This is a genomic window from Bradyrhizobium rifense (assembly GCF_008123425.1).
Classification (GTDB): domain Bacteria; phylum Pseudomonadota; class Alphaproteobacteria; order Rhizobiales; family Xanthobacteraceae; genus Bradyrhizobium; species Bradyrhizobium rifense.
Map to the genome: position 1 here is coordinate 17,673 of NZ_VSSS01000067.1, position 13,572 is coordinate 31,244.

The following is a 13,572-nucleotide window of genomic DNA, read 5'->3' on the forward strand; positions in this document are numbered from 1 at the left end:
AAACTCTTTCAGGCGCATGCGGACGCGCGCCGATGTTCGAACACAGTCGCCATCAGTGAAAGAGCTCCCCCTGCCTCTTCAAGGCGGAAAAATGGGTAATGGCAGTATCGTTCCGAGGCAAGAGCGATTCCGCGCCGGACATGCACTTTGTTGCATGCCGGTGCATGCGATCAAAATCAGACCTTGTAAAACCAGCCTTGCAAGAAGACTGCCGCGCGGGGTGGGTCAGCCTGCCGCACCCAAACGATCACCCTCCCCCTGTTGCCAGGGAGAGGGTGGGCCGCTTGTCGGAATGAAGATATTTCTAGTGCGACGTGATCTGGCGGGGGAGGTCATCCGGCTCGTTGAGCTCGCTATTGGCCGTCGAGGCCTCCAGCGCCGCCATCCGGAACAGGTAGGCGAGCGTCGCCAACCCGGTGTCTTCGGCCATCTGCGCCAGCTCAAGCGCCATGTCGGACATGTAGCCGAGATTCTCGTCCTTGGTTTGCGCCATGATCTGGCTGTCTCGCATCATGTTCGACATCTCAGGCGCTCTTTCGTTGCGCGGCGGTGCGGCCGCAAAGGTTGGCACGGGCGATACAATCGAGACGCGGTCCGTCCTGTTGGACGAGGCTCTTCATCCCGATCCGGTCGCGGACGACGTTGAGTGATTCCTGGCGGATCTCGATGGTCGCGGCCATGGTCCAGGAGTCCTCGACCAGCGCCGGCAATCCCAGCGGCGTGACGACGAAGCCAATGTCGTGGAAGCGCGGCAGCCACCATGTCTCCATGACGAGAGAAAGCCGCTCGATGCCCTGATCGAGACAGAACTCCTGCGCCGCCGCCATCAGTTGCAGATTGAACGCGCCGTCACGCCGCTCGCGCGTCACGAAGAAGCGCGACCACTCCCAGATCTGCGGATCGACCGGGCAGCCGCGCACCGCAGCGAGATGGGGGAAGACCTCGCTCATCATGGTCGGCTTGGTGGTTGGATACAGGCGGGAGCCACCGAGCACGCGGCGGTTCTCGAGAGCCAGCAAATAGATTGCGTCCTCGTTGTCGTAGACGTCGATCTCGCGGCTGTCGGGCTTGCGCAGCCCCTCCCACTTCCGCTCTTCGACGAAAATCTCGTGACGCATCCTGAAGTGCTGCTCCAGTACGTCTTCGTAGAGGTGCCGGTTCTCGGCAGAAATGACATGAATCATGAACTCCCCCATGGCTTGAAATGGGGGCAGCCTCAGCGAAAAAGGCCAAACCTACTATTGGGAAATTTCCCAGTAGGCGAAGATTTCAGGGATTGATGATTCTTTGGCGGATCGCGATCGCGACCGCATGCGTCCGGTTGACGGCACCGAGCTTGCGCGCAGCGGTTGCAAGATGCTCTTCCGCAGTGCGCTGCGTGATGTTCAGGATCTCGCCGATCTCCCACGCAGACTTGCCCTGCGACGCCCAGGCGATCACCTCGCGCTCGCGCGGGGTCAGCCGCGCCGACGGATGCGGCGATGGCGCGAGCAGGCGGCGAATGTGGTCGAAGCCGTACATCGCGATCAAATGCAGTGCTGGCTTGCTGCGGGCATTGAGATCGAGATGAACGCCGCCGAGCGAGACGCCGGCCTCATAGCCGGTCAAGCCGTGGATCGGCACGACGAAACCGCGCGACATGCGGAAATCGGCGGCGCGCCGCATCACTTCCACTGCGCCCGGCTCCTGTTCCGCATCATAAGGCGCTTCCGACCATTCGAACGGATTGACCGTCTGGCGGCACTTCCGGATCACGGGATCGACGCGATCGTAGCTCTTTTCGGTGTAGAGGCTGAACCACTCCGCCGGCCATTTCTTGGCCAGCACCATCTGGGAAAAGCGCTGATCGGGATTCGGCAATCCGGTGACGATGATATGCTCGAAGCCATAGCGGCCGAACGCGAGCGCAAGCGCGTCCATGGCGTCAGGAACCTTGCGATAGGCTCCCAGCCCTTCGATGAAGTCCAGCGCTTCCCGGCCATAATCCACGGCGGACATCGGTGCGTCCCCTGACCCTCGCCGTTCCGTATAGCACGTCTTTGGGGGCTGCCTCAATTCACCGCGTCCGTAAATTCCCGGTGTGGCACTGCACCGAGGATTTAATCTACTTGTGGAGGAAGTGACGTCAAGTTACACCTATGACGTCTAGAGCGGGAAAGCCACGATGGAAGATGAGAACATCGCCCTCAACAGCGTGCTCGGCCTGGAATTGAACCGCGTGTTTTTCGCCGTGCGCGATACGGCAAACAAGCAGAAGATCATCGAGTTCGCGCGCGACGTGCTTCAAAGCGAGCGCCCCAAGCTCGTCGACAGCGCCTCACCGGAAAATCCTGCGAGATAGCACGCAGGTGCAGCAGACGGCGCCGATGCAACGGATCGCGCGATCGATGCCTTCGATTTGAGCGCGCCGCTTTTGGCCGAAACACCCTGACTGCGAATTTACCCGCCCTCCTCCGCCTCCACCAAAGTTACACTTGCCGCTGGATGACATCACGGCTGTCGTGAGATGATCGCCGCCACGATCGTCTTTCGGATGCCAGGGATATTTCAAGACCATGATGACGCTGCGCCAGGTTGAAGTGATCCGTGCCGTGATGGTGACGGGCACCATTGGCGGCGCGGCGAAGCTGTTGAACGTGTCGGCGCCTGGGATCAGCCGGCTGGTCAAATACACCGAGCGCTCGCTCGGCATCCGCTTCTTCCAGCGCCAGAACGGCCGCTACTTCCCGACGCCCGAAGCCGAGAACATTTTCGAGCAGATCAACGGCGTCTACAAGAAGGTCGACGACCTCTCCGAGATCATCTCCAAGATCGGCCGCGGCGGATTGTCGGAACTGCGCATCGGCTCGGTGCCGAGCATCTCGCAGGTGATGGTGCCGCGCGCGATCGAGCGCGTCCGCCGCCGCTATCCCGATCTCGGCATCGACATCAACATCCTCAAGCTCGAGGAGGCCATCGACTATCTCCTGCTCGGCCGCGGCGAGTGCGTGGCGATGAGCTACCGGTTGGAGCATTCCGGCCTCGACTTCATGCCGCTCGCCTCGGGCGAGCTCTATTGCATCGTGCCGCCCGGCCACGAGCTTGCCGGCCGCAAGCAGGTCTCGGCCGCCGAGATCACCCGCTATCCGCTGATCGGCATCGATCCGAACGACCCTTACGGCCGGATCATGGCCGAGATTTTTGCGCGCAACCGGCTGGAGTACAACATCACCATCCGCGCGCGGTTCGGCACCACGGTCTGCGCGCTGGTGAAGGCTGGGCTCGGCGTAGCCATCATCGACCAGTTCACGGTGGCCCATGGCGGCTATCCCGGCATCGAGCTGATCAAGATCACCGAGCCGACCCGCTTCGACACCTACATTGCGGTCAAGCGCGGCGCACCGCTGTCGCTCCACGTCGAGTATTTCATCGAGTCCCTGCGCGCCGAGATGCGCGCGGTCGAGCCGTCCTGCGGCAACGGCAAGGCCGCCGCGGGGCGCGGGCGGAAGAAATAACATTATGTTAGGTTTGTTGGATAAATGGGTAATTGTGTTAGGCAGGGGAAAGACTATCGTCCCTCTTGGAATGGCGCGGATTTCCCCGCTAATGGCCGGACCTCAACGCGCCTCAAGAGACGATAGTGGATCATGTCTAGCCGCGGACCCATCGCCCCCAAAAAACTCCTGACCGGCCTGATCGGCGCGCCGATCGCCCATTCCGCCTCCCCCGCCATGCACGAGCGCGCCGCCGAGGCGCTTGGCCTGCGCGGCCACTATCAGCTCATCGAAGTGGCGGGCGCGGACGCGACGGCGCTGAGCATGATGCTCGAGGGCGTGCGGCGGCTCGGCTTTGCCGGCGTCAACGTCACTTTTCCCTACAAGGAAGCCGTGGTCCCGCTGCTCGACGAGCTGGCCACGACTGCGGCCACCATGGCCGCGGTCAACACCGTCGTCGTCAAGGACGGCCGCCTGATCGGCCACAACACCGACACCACCGGCTTTGCGCGCGCCGTCAAGCCGCTGCTGGCACCTGCCGGAAATGCAGTGGCCGTGATCGGCACCGGCGGCGTCGGCAAGGCGATCGCCTTTGCGCTGGCGAGCCTAGAGGTGGCTGACCTCCGCATCTTCGATAGCGAGCTGGCGCGGGCCGAAAAACTCGCCGCGCTGCTGGCCAGGCATGGTGGCGCGCGGGTCGCCAAGAGCGTCGAGGACGCGCTCGACGGCGCAACCGGCCTCGTCAACGGCACGCCGGTCGGCATGCTGCCGAACCGGGACACGCCGGTCGCACCAGCGCTGCTGCGCCAGAGCTTGTGGGTCGCCGACGCCGTCTATTCGCCGCTGATCACGCCGCTCCTTGCCGCCGCGCAGGAGAAGGGCGCGCGGATCATGACTGGGCGCGAGCTTGCGATCTACCAGGCCGCCGACGCCTTCGAACTGTTCACAGGCCTTGCCCCGTCGACCGAAGTCATGGGAGAGGCTTTTGACGCCGTGATGGCCGCGCGCAGCGCCGCCTATCAGGCAGCTTGAGACGAAGCGGCCGGACACAAGGCCGCTTGCAAAATTGAACCGGGAGGTGAGGACGATGAAATCAACGCTACTGGTGGGCGCGCTGCTCACCGCAATCACGACCACGGGCGCCTTTGCACAGGCGATCAAGCTTGCCGACGTCGCCGAACTCTCGGGTGGCGGCGCCACCGTCGGCACCAACTGGAAGAACGGCATCGACCTCGCGATCGAGGAGATCAACGCCAAGGGCGGCGTGCTCGGCCGCAAGCTTGAAGTCAGCCATGCCGACTCGCAGTCCAACCCCGGCGTGGCGCGCGCGCAGGTGCAGAAGGCACTCGACGCCGAGCCCTATGTGCTGCTCGGGCCCGGCTATTCCGGCTCGGTGAAGGTCACCGCCCCGCTCGCGGCCGAAGCCGGCATTGCGCAGATCATGGGCGGAGAAGCCGCCGAGCTGACCCAGGCCGGCAACAAGTTCCTGTTCCGCACCTCGTTCGGCCAGCAGTCTTCGATGCCGAAGGTCGCAAAATACATCCACGACGACATGAAGGCGAAGTCGGTCGCGGTGGCCTGGGTCAACAATGACTTCGGTCGCGGCGGGCGCGACGTCGTCGTCAAGGAGCTGGAGCGGCTCGGCTCCAAGGTCGTCGCCGATCTCTCGACCGAAGCCGGACAAGCCGATTTCGCCGCCGACGTCGGCAAGATCAAGGCCGCCAATCCCGACGCCGTGTTCGTCTATCTCAACGAGGAAGAGAGCGCGCGTATTCTCAAGGAGCTCAAGCGCCAGGGCGTCACCGCGCCGCTGATGGGCGAGACCACGCTGATCGGCCAGAAGGTGATCGAGCTCGCCGGCGACGCCGCCAACGGCGCGCGCGGCCATGTCGGCCTCACCACGGATGCCCCGGTCGATTTGATCAAGACGTTCCGCGACAAGTTCGCGAAGAAGTACAATTACGTTCCTGATCATAACGGCCTGAAGGGCTACCTCGCCGTCTACATGGTGAAGGCCACCACCGAGAAGATGGGCAAGGTCGATTCCAAGGCCTTCGCCGACACGCTGCATGGCTTGACCATCAAGGCCGCGGACGAGCCGGGCATTTTGATGGACGTCACCTTCAACGAGACCGGCGACATCGACCGACAGAGTTTTCTGGTCGAGGTGGTCGAAGGCAAGCAGGTGGTGAAGCAGGTGCTGCCGAAAGTGAAGTGAGGAACGAGGTCTCTCACCTCTCCCCGCTTGCGGGGTCTCTCTTCTCCCTCTCCCCGCTCTTCGCGGGGAGAGGGAGAAGTAAGGAGAACGGGGCGAGGGAGAAGAAAGAGCGGCGCAAGGGACACGAGAGGGGAAAATGTCCAATCTGTTCGATCTTCTGGTCGCGGGACTGGCCACTGGCGCGATCTATGCGCTGGTCGCGGTTGGCTTCACGCTGCTGTGGCAGACCTCGCAGACCATCAATTTCGCGCAAGGCGAGTTCGTGATGCTGCCCGCGTTCCTGATGCTGGCGGCAATGCATGCCGGCGCGCCGTTCTGGCTCGCGATCATCCTTGGCATCCTCATGTCGATGATCCTGCTTGGACTGGCCTTCAAGGTGCTGCTGGTCGATCCGATGATGCGCCATGGCGTGCTGCCACTGGCGATCGCGACCATGGCGCTGGCGATCGGCATCAAGGAAGCCGTCAAACAGTTCTTCAGCGCGGAAGCTTCGCCCTTCCCGTCGATTGTGCCGACCGGCGACATCGCCATCCTCGGCCACGCCGTATCGCTGCAAAGCATCGGCGTGCTCGTCGTCGCCATCCTTGCCGTGTTCGGCCTGACGACGCTGCTCAACCGCACGTCGCTCGGCCACCAGATGCAGGCGGCAGCCCAGAACCCGACGGTTGCGCGCATCATCGGCGTGCCCGTCGAGCGCATGATCCTGCTGACCTTCCTGATCAATGCCTTCCTGGTCGCGTTGGCCTCGCTGCTGATCACGCCGATCTATCTGGCGAAATTCTCGAGCGGCGAGGTGCTGGGCCAGGCGGCCTTCATTGCCGCGATCGTCGGCGGCTTCAACCAGGTGCGCGGCGCGATCGCTGGTGGCCTGTTGATCGGCGTGCTCGACAACCTCGCGGCCGCCTATGTCTCGACGCAGTACCGCGCCGCCGTGCCGATGATCTTCCTGATCGCCGTCATCCTGCTCCGGCCGCAAGGACTGCTCGGCCGCGCCGAGGAGCGCACGGTATGAGCGGTTTTGCCAAACCCCTGAAGATCGCGCTCGGCCTCATCGTCATCGCCGGCCTGATCGTCATTCCCATGAACTTCAACCGCTACGGCCTGTTCATCCTAAGCCAGTGGGCGGTGATGACGATCGCCGCGATGGGCCTCAACCTCACGCTCGGCTATGCCGGCCAGGTTTCGCTGGCGCAGGGCGCATTCGTCGGCATCGGCGCCTATGCGGCCGCGATCATGACGACCCACGGCTGGCCGCTGCCGGCCGCGATCCCGGTTGCGATCGTACTGAGCTTCGGCGTCGGCTGGGTGCTCGGCTATCCAGCACTGCGCGTGCAGCACCACTACCTTGCCTTCGTCACGCTCGCCTTCTCGACCCTGGCCTTCCTGGTGTTCCGCAACGAGAGCTGGCTCACCGGCGGCATCTACGGCATCTCCAACATTCCGCGGCCGCATATCTTCGGCATCGCGACCAACAAGCCGCTGCCGTTCTACTATGTCTGCCTCGGCTCGCTCGCAATCGCGTCCCTCGCGGTCTGGTGGCTGATTCGTTCGCCCTGGGGCCGCGCCTTCATGGCGCTGCGGGAAAATCCGCTCCGCGCGCAGTCGCTCGGCATCGATACGCGCCGCTACACGCTGATGGCCTTTGCGATCGGCTCGGCACTCGGCGGCGTCGCCGGCGCGCTCTATGCGCCGCTGACGCAATATATCGATCCCGTGCCGTTCAACCTGTCGCTCTCGCTCGATCTCCTGATGATGGTGATCGTCGGTGGCGCCGGCTTCTATTTTGGCCCGTTCCTGGGTGCGATGATTGCGGTGCTGCTGCCGGAATGGCTGCGCTTCACGGAAGGCTATTATCTGATGCTCTACGCGATCGCGGTGATGGGACTCTTGATCTGGTCGCCAACGGGCATCTTGGGAATCCTTGACCGCTATCTCGCCGAGCGTCGCACCAAGGCCGCCTCCGCGTTGCGCGCCGTCGCAAAGTCTCGCCTGGAGACGGCGCAATGAGTGCAGTCCTCGAAGTCACCGACATCCAGAAGAGCTTTGGCGGCATCACCGCGGTCGACGGTGTCTCGTTCGACGTCCGCGAGGGTGAGATCCTCGGCCTGATCGGCCCGAACGGCTGCGGCAAGTCGACCTTGTTCAACTGCATCCTCGGCCAGCTCACGCCATCAGGCGGCGAGGTCAAGCTTGACGGCAAGGTCGTCACCGGCCTGCGCCCCTCCGAACTCAACAAGCTCGGCGTCAGCCGCACCTTCCAGCTCCTGCAGGTATTCCCAAAACTCTCGGTGCGCGAGAACCTGATCCTCGCGGGCCAGGAGCATCAGGGCAACATGGCCTCGCGCCTGGTCGGGCGCTCCGATGCCGGGCTGACTGATACCGCCAACCAGATGATCGGCTTCTTCAAGCTCGATCATCTCGCCGCGGAACCTGCCGGCGGTCTCTCCTACGGCCAGCAAAAGCTGCTCGACGCCGCCATGGCCTTCATGGGCGGCCCGCGCCTGGTGTTGCTCGACGAGCCCGCCGGCGGCGTCAATCCGACGATGCTGTCGGATCTGAAGGAACGCCTCATCGCGATCAACCGCGAGAAGAACGCCACCTTCGTCGTGATCGAGCACAACATGGAGTTCGTGATGTCGCTGTGCTCGCGGGTGATGGTGATGGCGGAAGGCAAGGTGCTGGCGATGGGGCGACCGGACGAGGTCCGGAAAAACCCCGCCGTGATCGAAGCCTATCTCGGACATTAGGGAAAGCGGGCCATGAGCGATCCGATCCTCTCGGTTCACAACCTCGTCGGCGGCTACGGCAAGATGACGATCCTGAACGGCACGACATTTTCGGTGCCGCCGGCGACGATCACCACGATCATCGGCCCGAACGGCGCCGGCAAGTCGACCGTGTTCAAGGCGATCTTCGGCCTACTTAGGCTGCGCGAGGGCAAGATCAATTTTGCCGGCCGCGACGTCACCAATCTGAGCCAGCGCGCGCTGCTCAACGCCGGCATCTGCTACGTGCCGCAGGGCCGCAACATCTTTCCCGAGCTCTCAGTCCGCAGCAATATCGAGCTTGGCGGCGTCTCCGCCGGAAAGGGTATCGATCTGCCGACGCGCATCGAGGCAGCGCTCGACCTGTTTCCCGCGCTGCGCCGCAAGTCGACGCAGCAGGCCTCGACGCTCTCCGGCGGCGAGCAGAAGCAGCTCGAGATCGCTCGCTCGCTGCTGCTCGAACCAAAGCTGGTGCTGATCGACGAGCCCTCGATCGGCCTGTCGCCGCTGATGGTGCAGCAGACCTTCGATATCCTGAAGAGCCTGCGTGACCGCGGGGTCACCATCCTGATGATCGAGCAGAACGCGCGCTCGGCGCTGCAGATATCGGACATCGGCATTGTGCTCGAGCTCGGTCAGACCCGCATGATCGACAAGGCGGAGCGTATTTTGAACGATCCCCGCATCGGCCAGCTGTTCCTCGGCGGCGCCATGGAAGAGAGCGCGGCATGAGTGCGCCAATGCGCATCGCTGTCGCCGGTGCCGGCCTGATCGGCCGCCGCCATATCGAATTGATCGACGCTTCGCCCGATTGCGTGCTGGCCGGCATCGCTGACCCCTCCCCCGCCGCGAAAGAGTTCGCGCAGGCACGCAGCACACCCTGGCATTCGGATCACCGCACGCTGCTGGCGGACGAGAAGCCTGATGGCCTGATCATCGCCTCACCGAACGCGCTGCACTTCCAGATGGCGCTCGACTGCGCACAAGCCGGCGTGCCCGCGCTGATCGAGAAGCCGGTGACCGACACGGTCGCGGCCGCGCAGCGGCTATGCGCGGCAGTCAAACGGACCGGCGTACCAATGCTGGTCGGCCATCACCGCCGGCACAATCCGATCATCAAGGCCGCGCGCGAAACGGTGACGACCGGCAAGCTCGGCGAGCTTACGGCCGTGGTCGGACTGTGGCTCCTGAAGAAGCCCGACGATTACTTTGACGTGGCGTGGCGGCGTGAGCACGGAGGCGGCCCGTTGCTCATCAACCTCATCCACGACATCGACAATCTCCGCTTCATCTGCGGCGAGATCACCGAGGTGCAGGCGCTGACCTCGAACAAGGTTCGCGGCTTCGCTGTCGAGGACACCGCCGCATTGCTGCTGCGCTTCGCCAATGGCGCGCTGGGAACGGTGACCGTGTCGGACGCAACGCCGGCGCCGTGGAGCTGGGAGCTGACGTCGGGCGAGAACGCTGCATACCCGAAGCAGGATCAGCCCTGTTGCATCCTCTCCGGCACCGCGGGCTCGCTGTCCGTGCCGAATATGGAGCTATGGTTCTACGCGCAAGAGCCCGGCTGGCATGCGCCGCTGGCGCGCGAGACCGTCGTCCCGGCAGCGCTCGATCCGCTGGCCGAGCAGCTCCGGCATTTCTGCGCGGTCATCAGGGGTCGCGAACAACCGCTCATCCCAGTCGAAGATGCGATGGGCACGCTCGCGATCGTCGAGGCCGTCAGTGAAGCAGCACGCACGGGCCAAAAAATATCGCCGGGCCAAATCATGGAGCAGGCAGCATGAACAAGCGCTCGATCGCAACCGTTTCCCTCTCAGGGGCGCTGGACGAAAAACTTCGCGCCATCGCATCCGCTGGCTTCGAGGCCGTCGAGATTTTCGAGAACGACCTGCTGTCCTTCGGTTCCGGCCCGCGCGATATCGCAAAGCTGTGCACGGACCTCAATCTCGAGATCTGCGCGTTCCAGCCATTCCGCGATTTCGAGGGCATGCCGGAGCCACAGCGCTCGCGCAATTTTGTCCGCGCCGAGCGCAAATTCGATCTGATGCAGGAGCTCGGCACCGATTTGCTGCTGATCTGCTCCAACGTCTCCCCTCACTCGCTCGGCGGCATCGACCGCGCAGCCGATGATTTTCGCGAGCTCGGCGATCGCGCCGCCAAGCGCGGTTTGCGCGTCGGCTATGAGGCGCTGGCCTGGGGGCGGCACGTCAACGACTATCGCGATGCCTGGGAAATCGTGCGGCGCGCCGATCATCCGGCGATTGGCGTCATCCTCGACAGTTTTCACGCGCTGGCGCCGGGCTTCCCGGTGCGCGCGATGGCCTCGATCCCCGGCAACAAAATCTTTCTGGTGCAGTTGGCCGATGCGCCGAAGCTCGAGCTCGACATCCTGTCGTGGAGCCGGCACTTCCGCTCCTTCCCCGGCCAGGGCGACCTGCCGGTCGGCGAGTTCATGCAGGCGATCGCGGCGACCGGCTACTCCGGTCCGTGGTCGTTGGAGATCTTCAACGACCAGTTCCGCGCCGGCTCGGCGGCGCAGACCGCGGTGGACGGCCTGCGCTCGCTGATCCTGTTGCAGGACCAGCTCGCCCCGGATTGGCCAAAGCTCGTCGGCGAGCCCTTGGCACCGAAGGCCAAGAGCAGCGGCACGGGCTTCATCGAGTTCGCCGTCAACGAGACCAAGGCCGGCGAGCTCGCGCATCTGTTCTCGCAACTCGGCTTCCGCAAGACCGGCAAGCATCACAGCAAGGCCGTGGAGCGCTGGTCGCAGGGTGCGGTTGAACTCGTCATCAATTCCGAGACCGACGGTTTTGCGCATTCGCATTACGTCACGCACGGCCCCGGTGTCTGCGCCATCGCGCTGGACGTCGACAATGCCGGCCTTGCCATGCAGCGCGCCGAAACGCTGAAGGCGCGCACCTTCTACCAGCCGGTCGGGCCGGGCGAGCTGGAGATCCCCGCGATCCACGGCGTCGGCGGCAGTCTGCTCTATTTCCTCGACCAGGCCGGCAAGAACTGGGACACGGATTTTGCGCCAGTTGCGAGCGATGCAAGCGCGGATGCGCTGCTCGCCATCGACCACATCGCGCAGTCGATGCCCTATGACGAGATGCTGTCCTGGCTCTTGTTCTACACCGGCATCCTCGACCTCAAGCGGCTGCCGCAGATGGAGATCGCCGACCCCCGCGGTCTCGTGCAGAGCCAGGCCGTCATCAACGGCGACCAGAGCCTGCGCTTCGTGCTCAACGGCTCATCCGCCAACCGCACGCTGCCGGCGCGTTTCATCTCGGAGTTTTTCGGCTCGGGCGTGCAGCACGTCGCGTTTGCCTGCCAGGATATCTTTGCCGCGGTCGCTGCGATGCGCGCCCGCGGCGCGGACTTCCTGGATATCCCTGACAATTACTACGACGACATCGAAGCCAAATACGATCTCGCCCCCGATGTCATGGCCAAGCTCCGCGCCAACCACATCCTCTACGACCGCGAGGGCGACGGCGAGTTCTTCCAGGTCTACACGCACATCTTTGATGAGCGATTCTTCTTCGAGATCGTGGAGCGACGGAGCTACCAGGGCTTTGGTGCGGCCAATGCCGGGATCAGGCTGGCCGCGCAGTCCCGCGAGGTGCGCCCCGTCAGCATGCCGCGGGTGTAGGCGGTGTCCATCGCCGTCATTGCGAGCGTAGCGAAGCAATCCAGACTGCATCCGCGGAAAGACTCTGGATTGCTTCGCTACGCTCGCAATGACGGAGGAGAGAGCTGAGAGCCCCTCTCCCGCGAGCGGGAAGAGGGGAGATATCTCACTTCATCTGACACTTGTCATGAAAACGATCCTGATCATTCTCCACGATCGTCGCCACAGTCTTCAGCGAAAGCTGGCCTTCGCCGTCCTTCACCACGTCCTGCAGATAGAAGCTCTGCACCGGGATGTGGTTGTTGCCGAACTTGAAGGGGCCGCGCAGCGACTTGATGTTGGCCTTCTCCATCTCGGCCTTCATCGCGTCCTTCTTGCTGGTATCGCCCTTCACCGCGACGACCGCGCTGTTGATGAGCTGGGCCGCGTCATAGGCTTGCGCGCCATAATAGGTCGGACGCAGGCCGGTGTACTTCTTGCGGTAGTCGGCGACGAAGCGCTTGTTCTGCTCGTTGGGGAGGTCGTTGACCCATTCCTGCGCGCCGGGAACCCCTAACGCGTTCTCCTTCTGCAGCGGCAGCGACAGCTCGTCGACGGTGAACGCCGTGTAGAGCGGCATCGTGCTCTTCAGGCCCGCCTGCGCATATTGATTGAGGAACTGCACGCCGGCGGGCCCCGGATAGAACACGAAGATCGACTCGGCGCCCGAGGCGCGTGCCTTGGAGAGCTCGGCGGAGAAGTCGAGTTGGCTCGGCCACACCGTGTATTCCTCGCCCTTCACCTCACCCTTGAACGTGCTCTTCACGCCCGCGAGCATGTCCTTGCCGGCGGCGTAGTTCGGCCCGATCAGGAACACGCTCTTGACGCCCCTCTGGTTCATGTAGAGGCCCATGGCGGCCGGCGTCTGGTCGTTCTGCCAGGACGTCGAGAACACGTAAGGGCTGCACAGCTCGCCGGCGAGCTGCGATGGGCCGGCATTGGCCGAGATCAGGAAGGTCTGCGAGTCGACTGCGGTCTTGAGCGAGGCCAGCAACACGTTCGACCAAATGTAGCCGGCGAGGAAATCGACCTTGTCGGACTGCACCAGCTTTTCGGTCTTCTGCTTGCCGACATCCGGCTTCTGGCCGTCGTCCTCATAGATCACCTCGACCGGCTTGCCATCCATCTTGCGGCCGATGTGGTCGAGTGCGAGCTCGAAGGAGTTGCGCATGTCGTTGCCGATCACGGCGCCCGGGCCGCTGAAGGTCGAGACGAAACCGATCTTGATGGTGTCGCCGGCGAATGCCGGGCTTGCCAGCGCGAGCGCAGCCGCACCCGCCAGCCAGAATGCTGTCTTCATAACCACTCCCCTCCTTATTATTGATCCCGGAAACGGGGTGATCGCCGCCCCGGGCCTGTCTCTATTGAACGCAAAATCTGTCGCGTCGCCAATGGCTCAGCGCCCGCCCCTGCACCATATTTCGCCCCAATCGTCGATGGCAA

Annotated in this window: 14 protein-coding genes; 10 read left to right on the forward strand and 4 right to left on the reverse strand. The window is 63.6% G+C overall.

The window, feature by feature from the left end:
- Positions 1-304 precede the first annotated feature (304 nt).
- The 3 genes from FXB40_RS37960 to FXB40_RS37970 all read right to left on the reverse strand — a co-directional run bounded on the left by FXB40_RS37960 (position 305) and on the right by FXB40_RS37970 (position 1,998).
- Entirely contained in the window at positions 305-523 is a 219-nt protein-coding gene (locus tag FXB40_RS37960) for a hypothetical protein (RefSeq protein WP_148777385.1), read from the reverse strand.
- Position 524: 1 nt separating this feature from the next.
- Positions 525-1,184 carry an acyl-homoserine-lactone synthase gene (locus FXB40_RS37965; protein ID WP_187437424.1) on the reverse strand — a complete coding sequence of 220 codons (660 nt, stop codon included), beginning with the start codon at positions 1,182-1,184 and terminating at the stop codon, positions 525-527.
- Between the two features lie 85 nt (positions 1,185-1,269).
- On the reverse strand, positions 1,270-1,998 hold the full coding sequence (locus FXB40_RS37970) for a LuxR family transcriptional regulator (protein ID WP_148777387.1): 729 nt from the start codon (positions 1,996-1,998) through the stop codon (positions 1,270-1,272).
- A 166-nt stretch (positions 1,999-2,164) separates the two neighbouring features.
- On the opposite strand from FXB40_RS37970, the gene FXB40_RS37975 reads away from it, so the two are divergent.
- The 10 genes from FXB40_RS37975 (at position 2,165) to FXB40_RS38020 (ending at position 12,111) form a co-directional block, all read left to right on the forward strand.
- Positions 2,165-2,341 (forward strand): hypothetical protein, encoded by a 177-nt coding sequence (locus FXB40_RS37975; protein ID WP_148777388.1) that lies wholly within the window; start codon positions 2,165-2,167, stop codon positions 2,339-2,341.
- A 214-nt stretch (positions 2,342-2,555) separates the two neighbouring features.
- Positions 2,556-3,494: a LysR family transcriptional regulator gene (locus FXB40_RS37980; protein ID WP_148777389.1), complete on the forward strand. Its 939-nt coding sequence runs from the start codon at positions 2,556-2,558 to the stop codon at positions 3,492-3,494.
- A gap of 132 nt (positions 3,495-3,626) precedes the next feature.
- Positions 3,627-4,505, forward strand: a complete 879-nt coding sequence (locus FXB40_RS37985; RefSeq protein WP_148777390.1) for a shikimate dehydrogenase — start codon at positions 3,627-3,629, stop codon at positions 4,503-4,505.
- 55 nt (positions 4,506-4,560) lie between these two features.
- A complete protein-coding gene (locus tag FXB40_RS37990) occupies positions 4,561-5,691 on the forward strand; it encodes an ABC transporter substrate-binding protein (protein WP_148777391.1) in 1,131 nt (376 codons plus the stop codon).
- 136 nt (positions 5,692-5,827) lie between these two features.
- Complete coding sequence (locus FXB40_RS37995) at positions 5,828-6,703, forward strand: branched-chain amino acid ABC transporter permease (protein WP_148777392.1); 876 nt, start codon at positions 5,828-5,830, stop codon at positions 6,701-6,703.
- A complete protein-coding gene (locus FXB40_RS38000) occupies positions 6,700-7,698 on the forward strand; it encodes a branched-chain amino acid ABC transporter permease (RefSeq protein ID WP_148777393.1) in 999 nt (332 codons plus the stop codon). Before FXB40_RS37995 ends, FXB40_RS38000 begins: the two co-directional genes overlap by 4 nt.
- Positions 7,695-8,438: an ABC transporter ATP-binding protein gene (locus FXB40_RS38005; RefSeq protein ID WP_148777394.1), complete on the forward strand. Its 744-nt coding sequence runs from the start codon at positions 7,695-7,697 to the stop codon at positions 8,436-8,438. The genes FXB40_RS38000 and FXB40_RS38005 overlap by 4 nt, the downstream gene beginning before the upstream one ends.
- Positions 8,439-8,450: 12 nt before the next feature.
- On the forward strand, positions 8,451-9,188 hold the full coding sequence (locus tag FXB40_RS38010) for an ABC transporter ATP-binding protein (protein WP_148777395.1): 738 nt from the start codon (positions 8,451-8,453) through the stop codon (positions 9,186-9,188).
- Positions 9,185-10,243 carry a Gfo/Idh/MocA family protein gene (locus tag FXB40_RS38015; RefSeq protein ID WP_148777396.1) on the forward strand — a complete coding sequence of 353 codons (1,059 nt, stop codon included), beginning with the start codon at positions 9,185-9,187 and terminating at the stop codon, positions 10,241-10,243. The genes FXB40_RS38010 and FXB40_RS38015 overlap by 4 nt, the downstream gene beginning before the upstream one ends.
- Positions 10,240-12,111 (forward strand): bifunctional sugar phosphate isomerase/epimerase/4-hydroxyphenylpyruvate dioxygenase family protein, encoded by a 1,872-nt coding sequence (locus tag FXB40_RS38020; protein ID WP_148777397.1) that lies wholly within the window; start codon positions 10,240-10,242, stop codon positions 12,109-12,111. The genes FXB40_RS38015 and FXB40_RS38020 overlap by 4 nt, the downstream gene beginning before the upstream one ends.
- Before the next feature lie 145 nt (positions 12,112-12,256).
- Here the strand turns inward: FXB40_RS38020 and FXB40_RS38025 are convergent, their stop codons facing one another.
- Positions 12,257-13,429: an ABC transporter substrate-binding protein gene (locus tag FXB40_RS38025; RefSeq protein ID WP_148777398.1), complete on the reverse strand. Its 1,173-nt coding sequence runs from the start codon at positions 13,427-13,429 to the stop codon at positions 12,257-12,259.
- Positions 13,430-13,572 lie beyond the last annotated feature (143 nt).

Bases quoted from the DNA above. Each gene is read 5' to 3' on its own strand.
- FXB40_RS37960 (WP_148777385.1), bottom strand. From the start codon at position 523: ATGTCGAACATGATGCGAGACAGCCAGATCATGGCGCAAACCAAGGAC.
- FXB40_RS38020 (WP_148777397.1), top strand. From the start codon at position 10,240: ATGAACAAGCGCTCGATCGCAACCGTTTCCCTCTCAGGGGCGCTGGAC.
- FXB40_RS37995 (WP_148777392.1), top strand. From the start codon at position 5,828: ATGTCCAATCTGTTCGATCTTCTGGTCGCGGGACTGGCCACTGGCGCG.
- FXB40_RS37975 (WP_148777388.1), top strand. From the start codon at position 2,165: ATGGAAGATGAGAACATCGCCCTCAACAGCGTGCTCGGCCTGGAATTG.
- FXB40_RS38000 (WP_148777393.1), top strand. From the start codon at position 6,700: ATGAGCGGTTTTGCCAAACCCCTGAAGATCGCGCTCGGCCTCATCGTC.
- FXB40_RS37965 (WP_187437424.1), bottom strand. From the start codon at position 1,184: ATGATTCATGTCATTTCTGCCGAGAACCGGCACCTCTACGAAGACGTA.
- FXB40_RS38025 (WP_148777398.1), bottom strand. From the start codon at position 13,429: ATGAAGACAGCATTCTGGCTGGCGGGTGCGGCTGCGCTCGCGCTGGCA.
- FXB40_RS38015 (WP_148777396.1), top strand. From the start codon at position 9,185: ATGAGTGCGCCAATGCGCATCGCTGTCGCCGGTGCCGGCCTGATCGGC.
- FXB40_RS37990 (WP_148777391.1), top strand. From the start codon at position 4,561: ATGAAATCAACGCTACTGGTGGGCGCGCTGCTCACCGCAATCACGACC.
- FXB40_RS37980 (WP_148777389.1), top strand. From the start codon at position 2,556: ATGATGACGCTGCGCCAGGTTGAAGTGATCCGTGCCGTGATGGTGACG.
- FXB40_RS38010 (WP_148777395.1), top strand. From the start codon at position 8,451: ATGAGCGATCCGATCCTCTCGGTTCACAACCTCGTCGGCGGCTACGGC.
- FXB40_RS38005 (WP_148777394.1), top strand. From the start codon at position 7,695: ATGAGTGCAGTCCTCGAAGTCACCGACATCCAGAAGAGCTTTGGCGGC.
- FXB40_RS37970 (WP_148777387.1), bottom strand. From the start codon at position 1,998: ATGTCCGCCGTGGATTATGGCCGGGAAGCGCTGGACTTCATCGAAGGG.
- FXB40_RS37985 (WP_148777390.1), top strand. From the start codon at position 3,627: ATGTCTAGCCGCGGACCCATCGCCCCCAAAAAACTCCTGACCGGCCTG.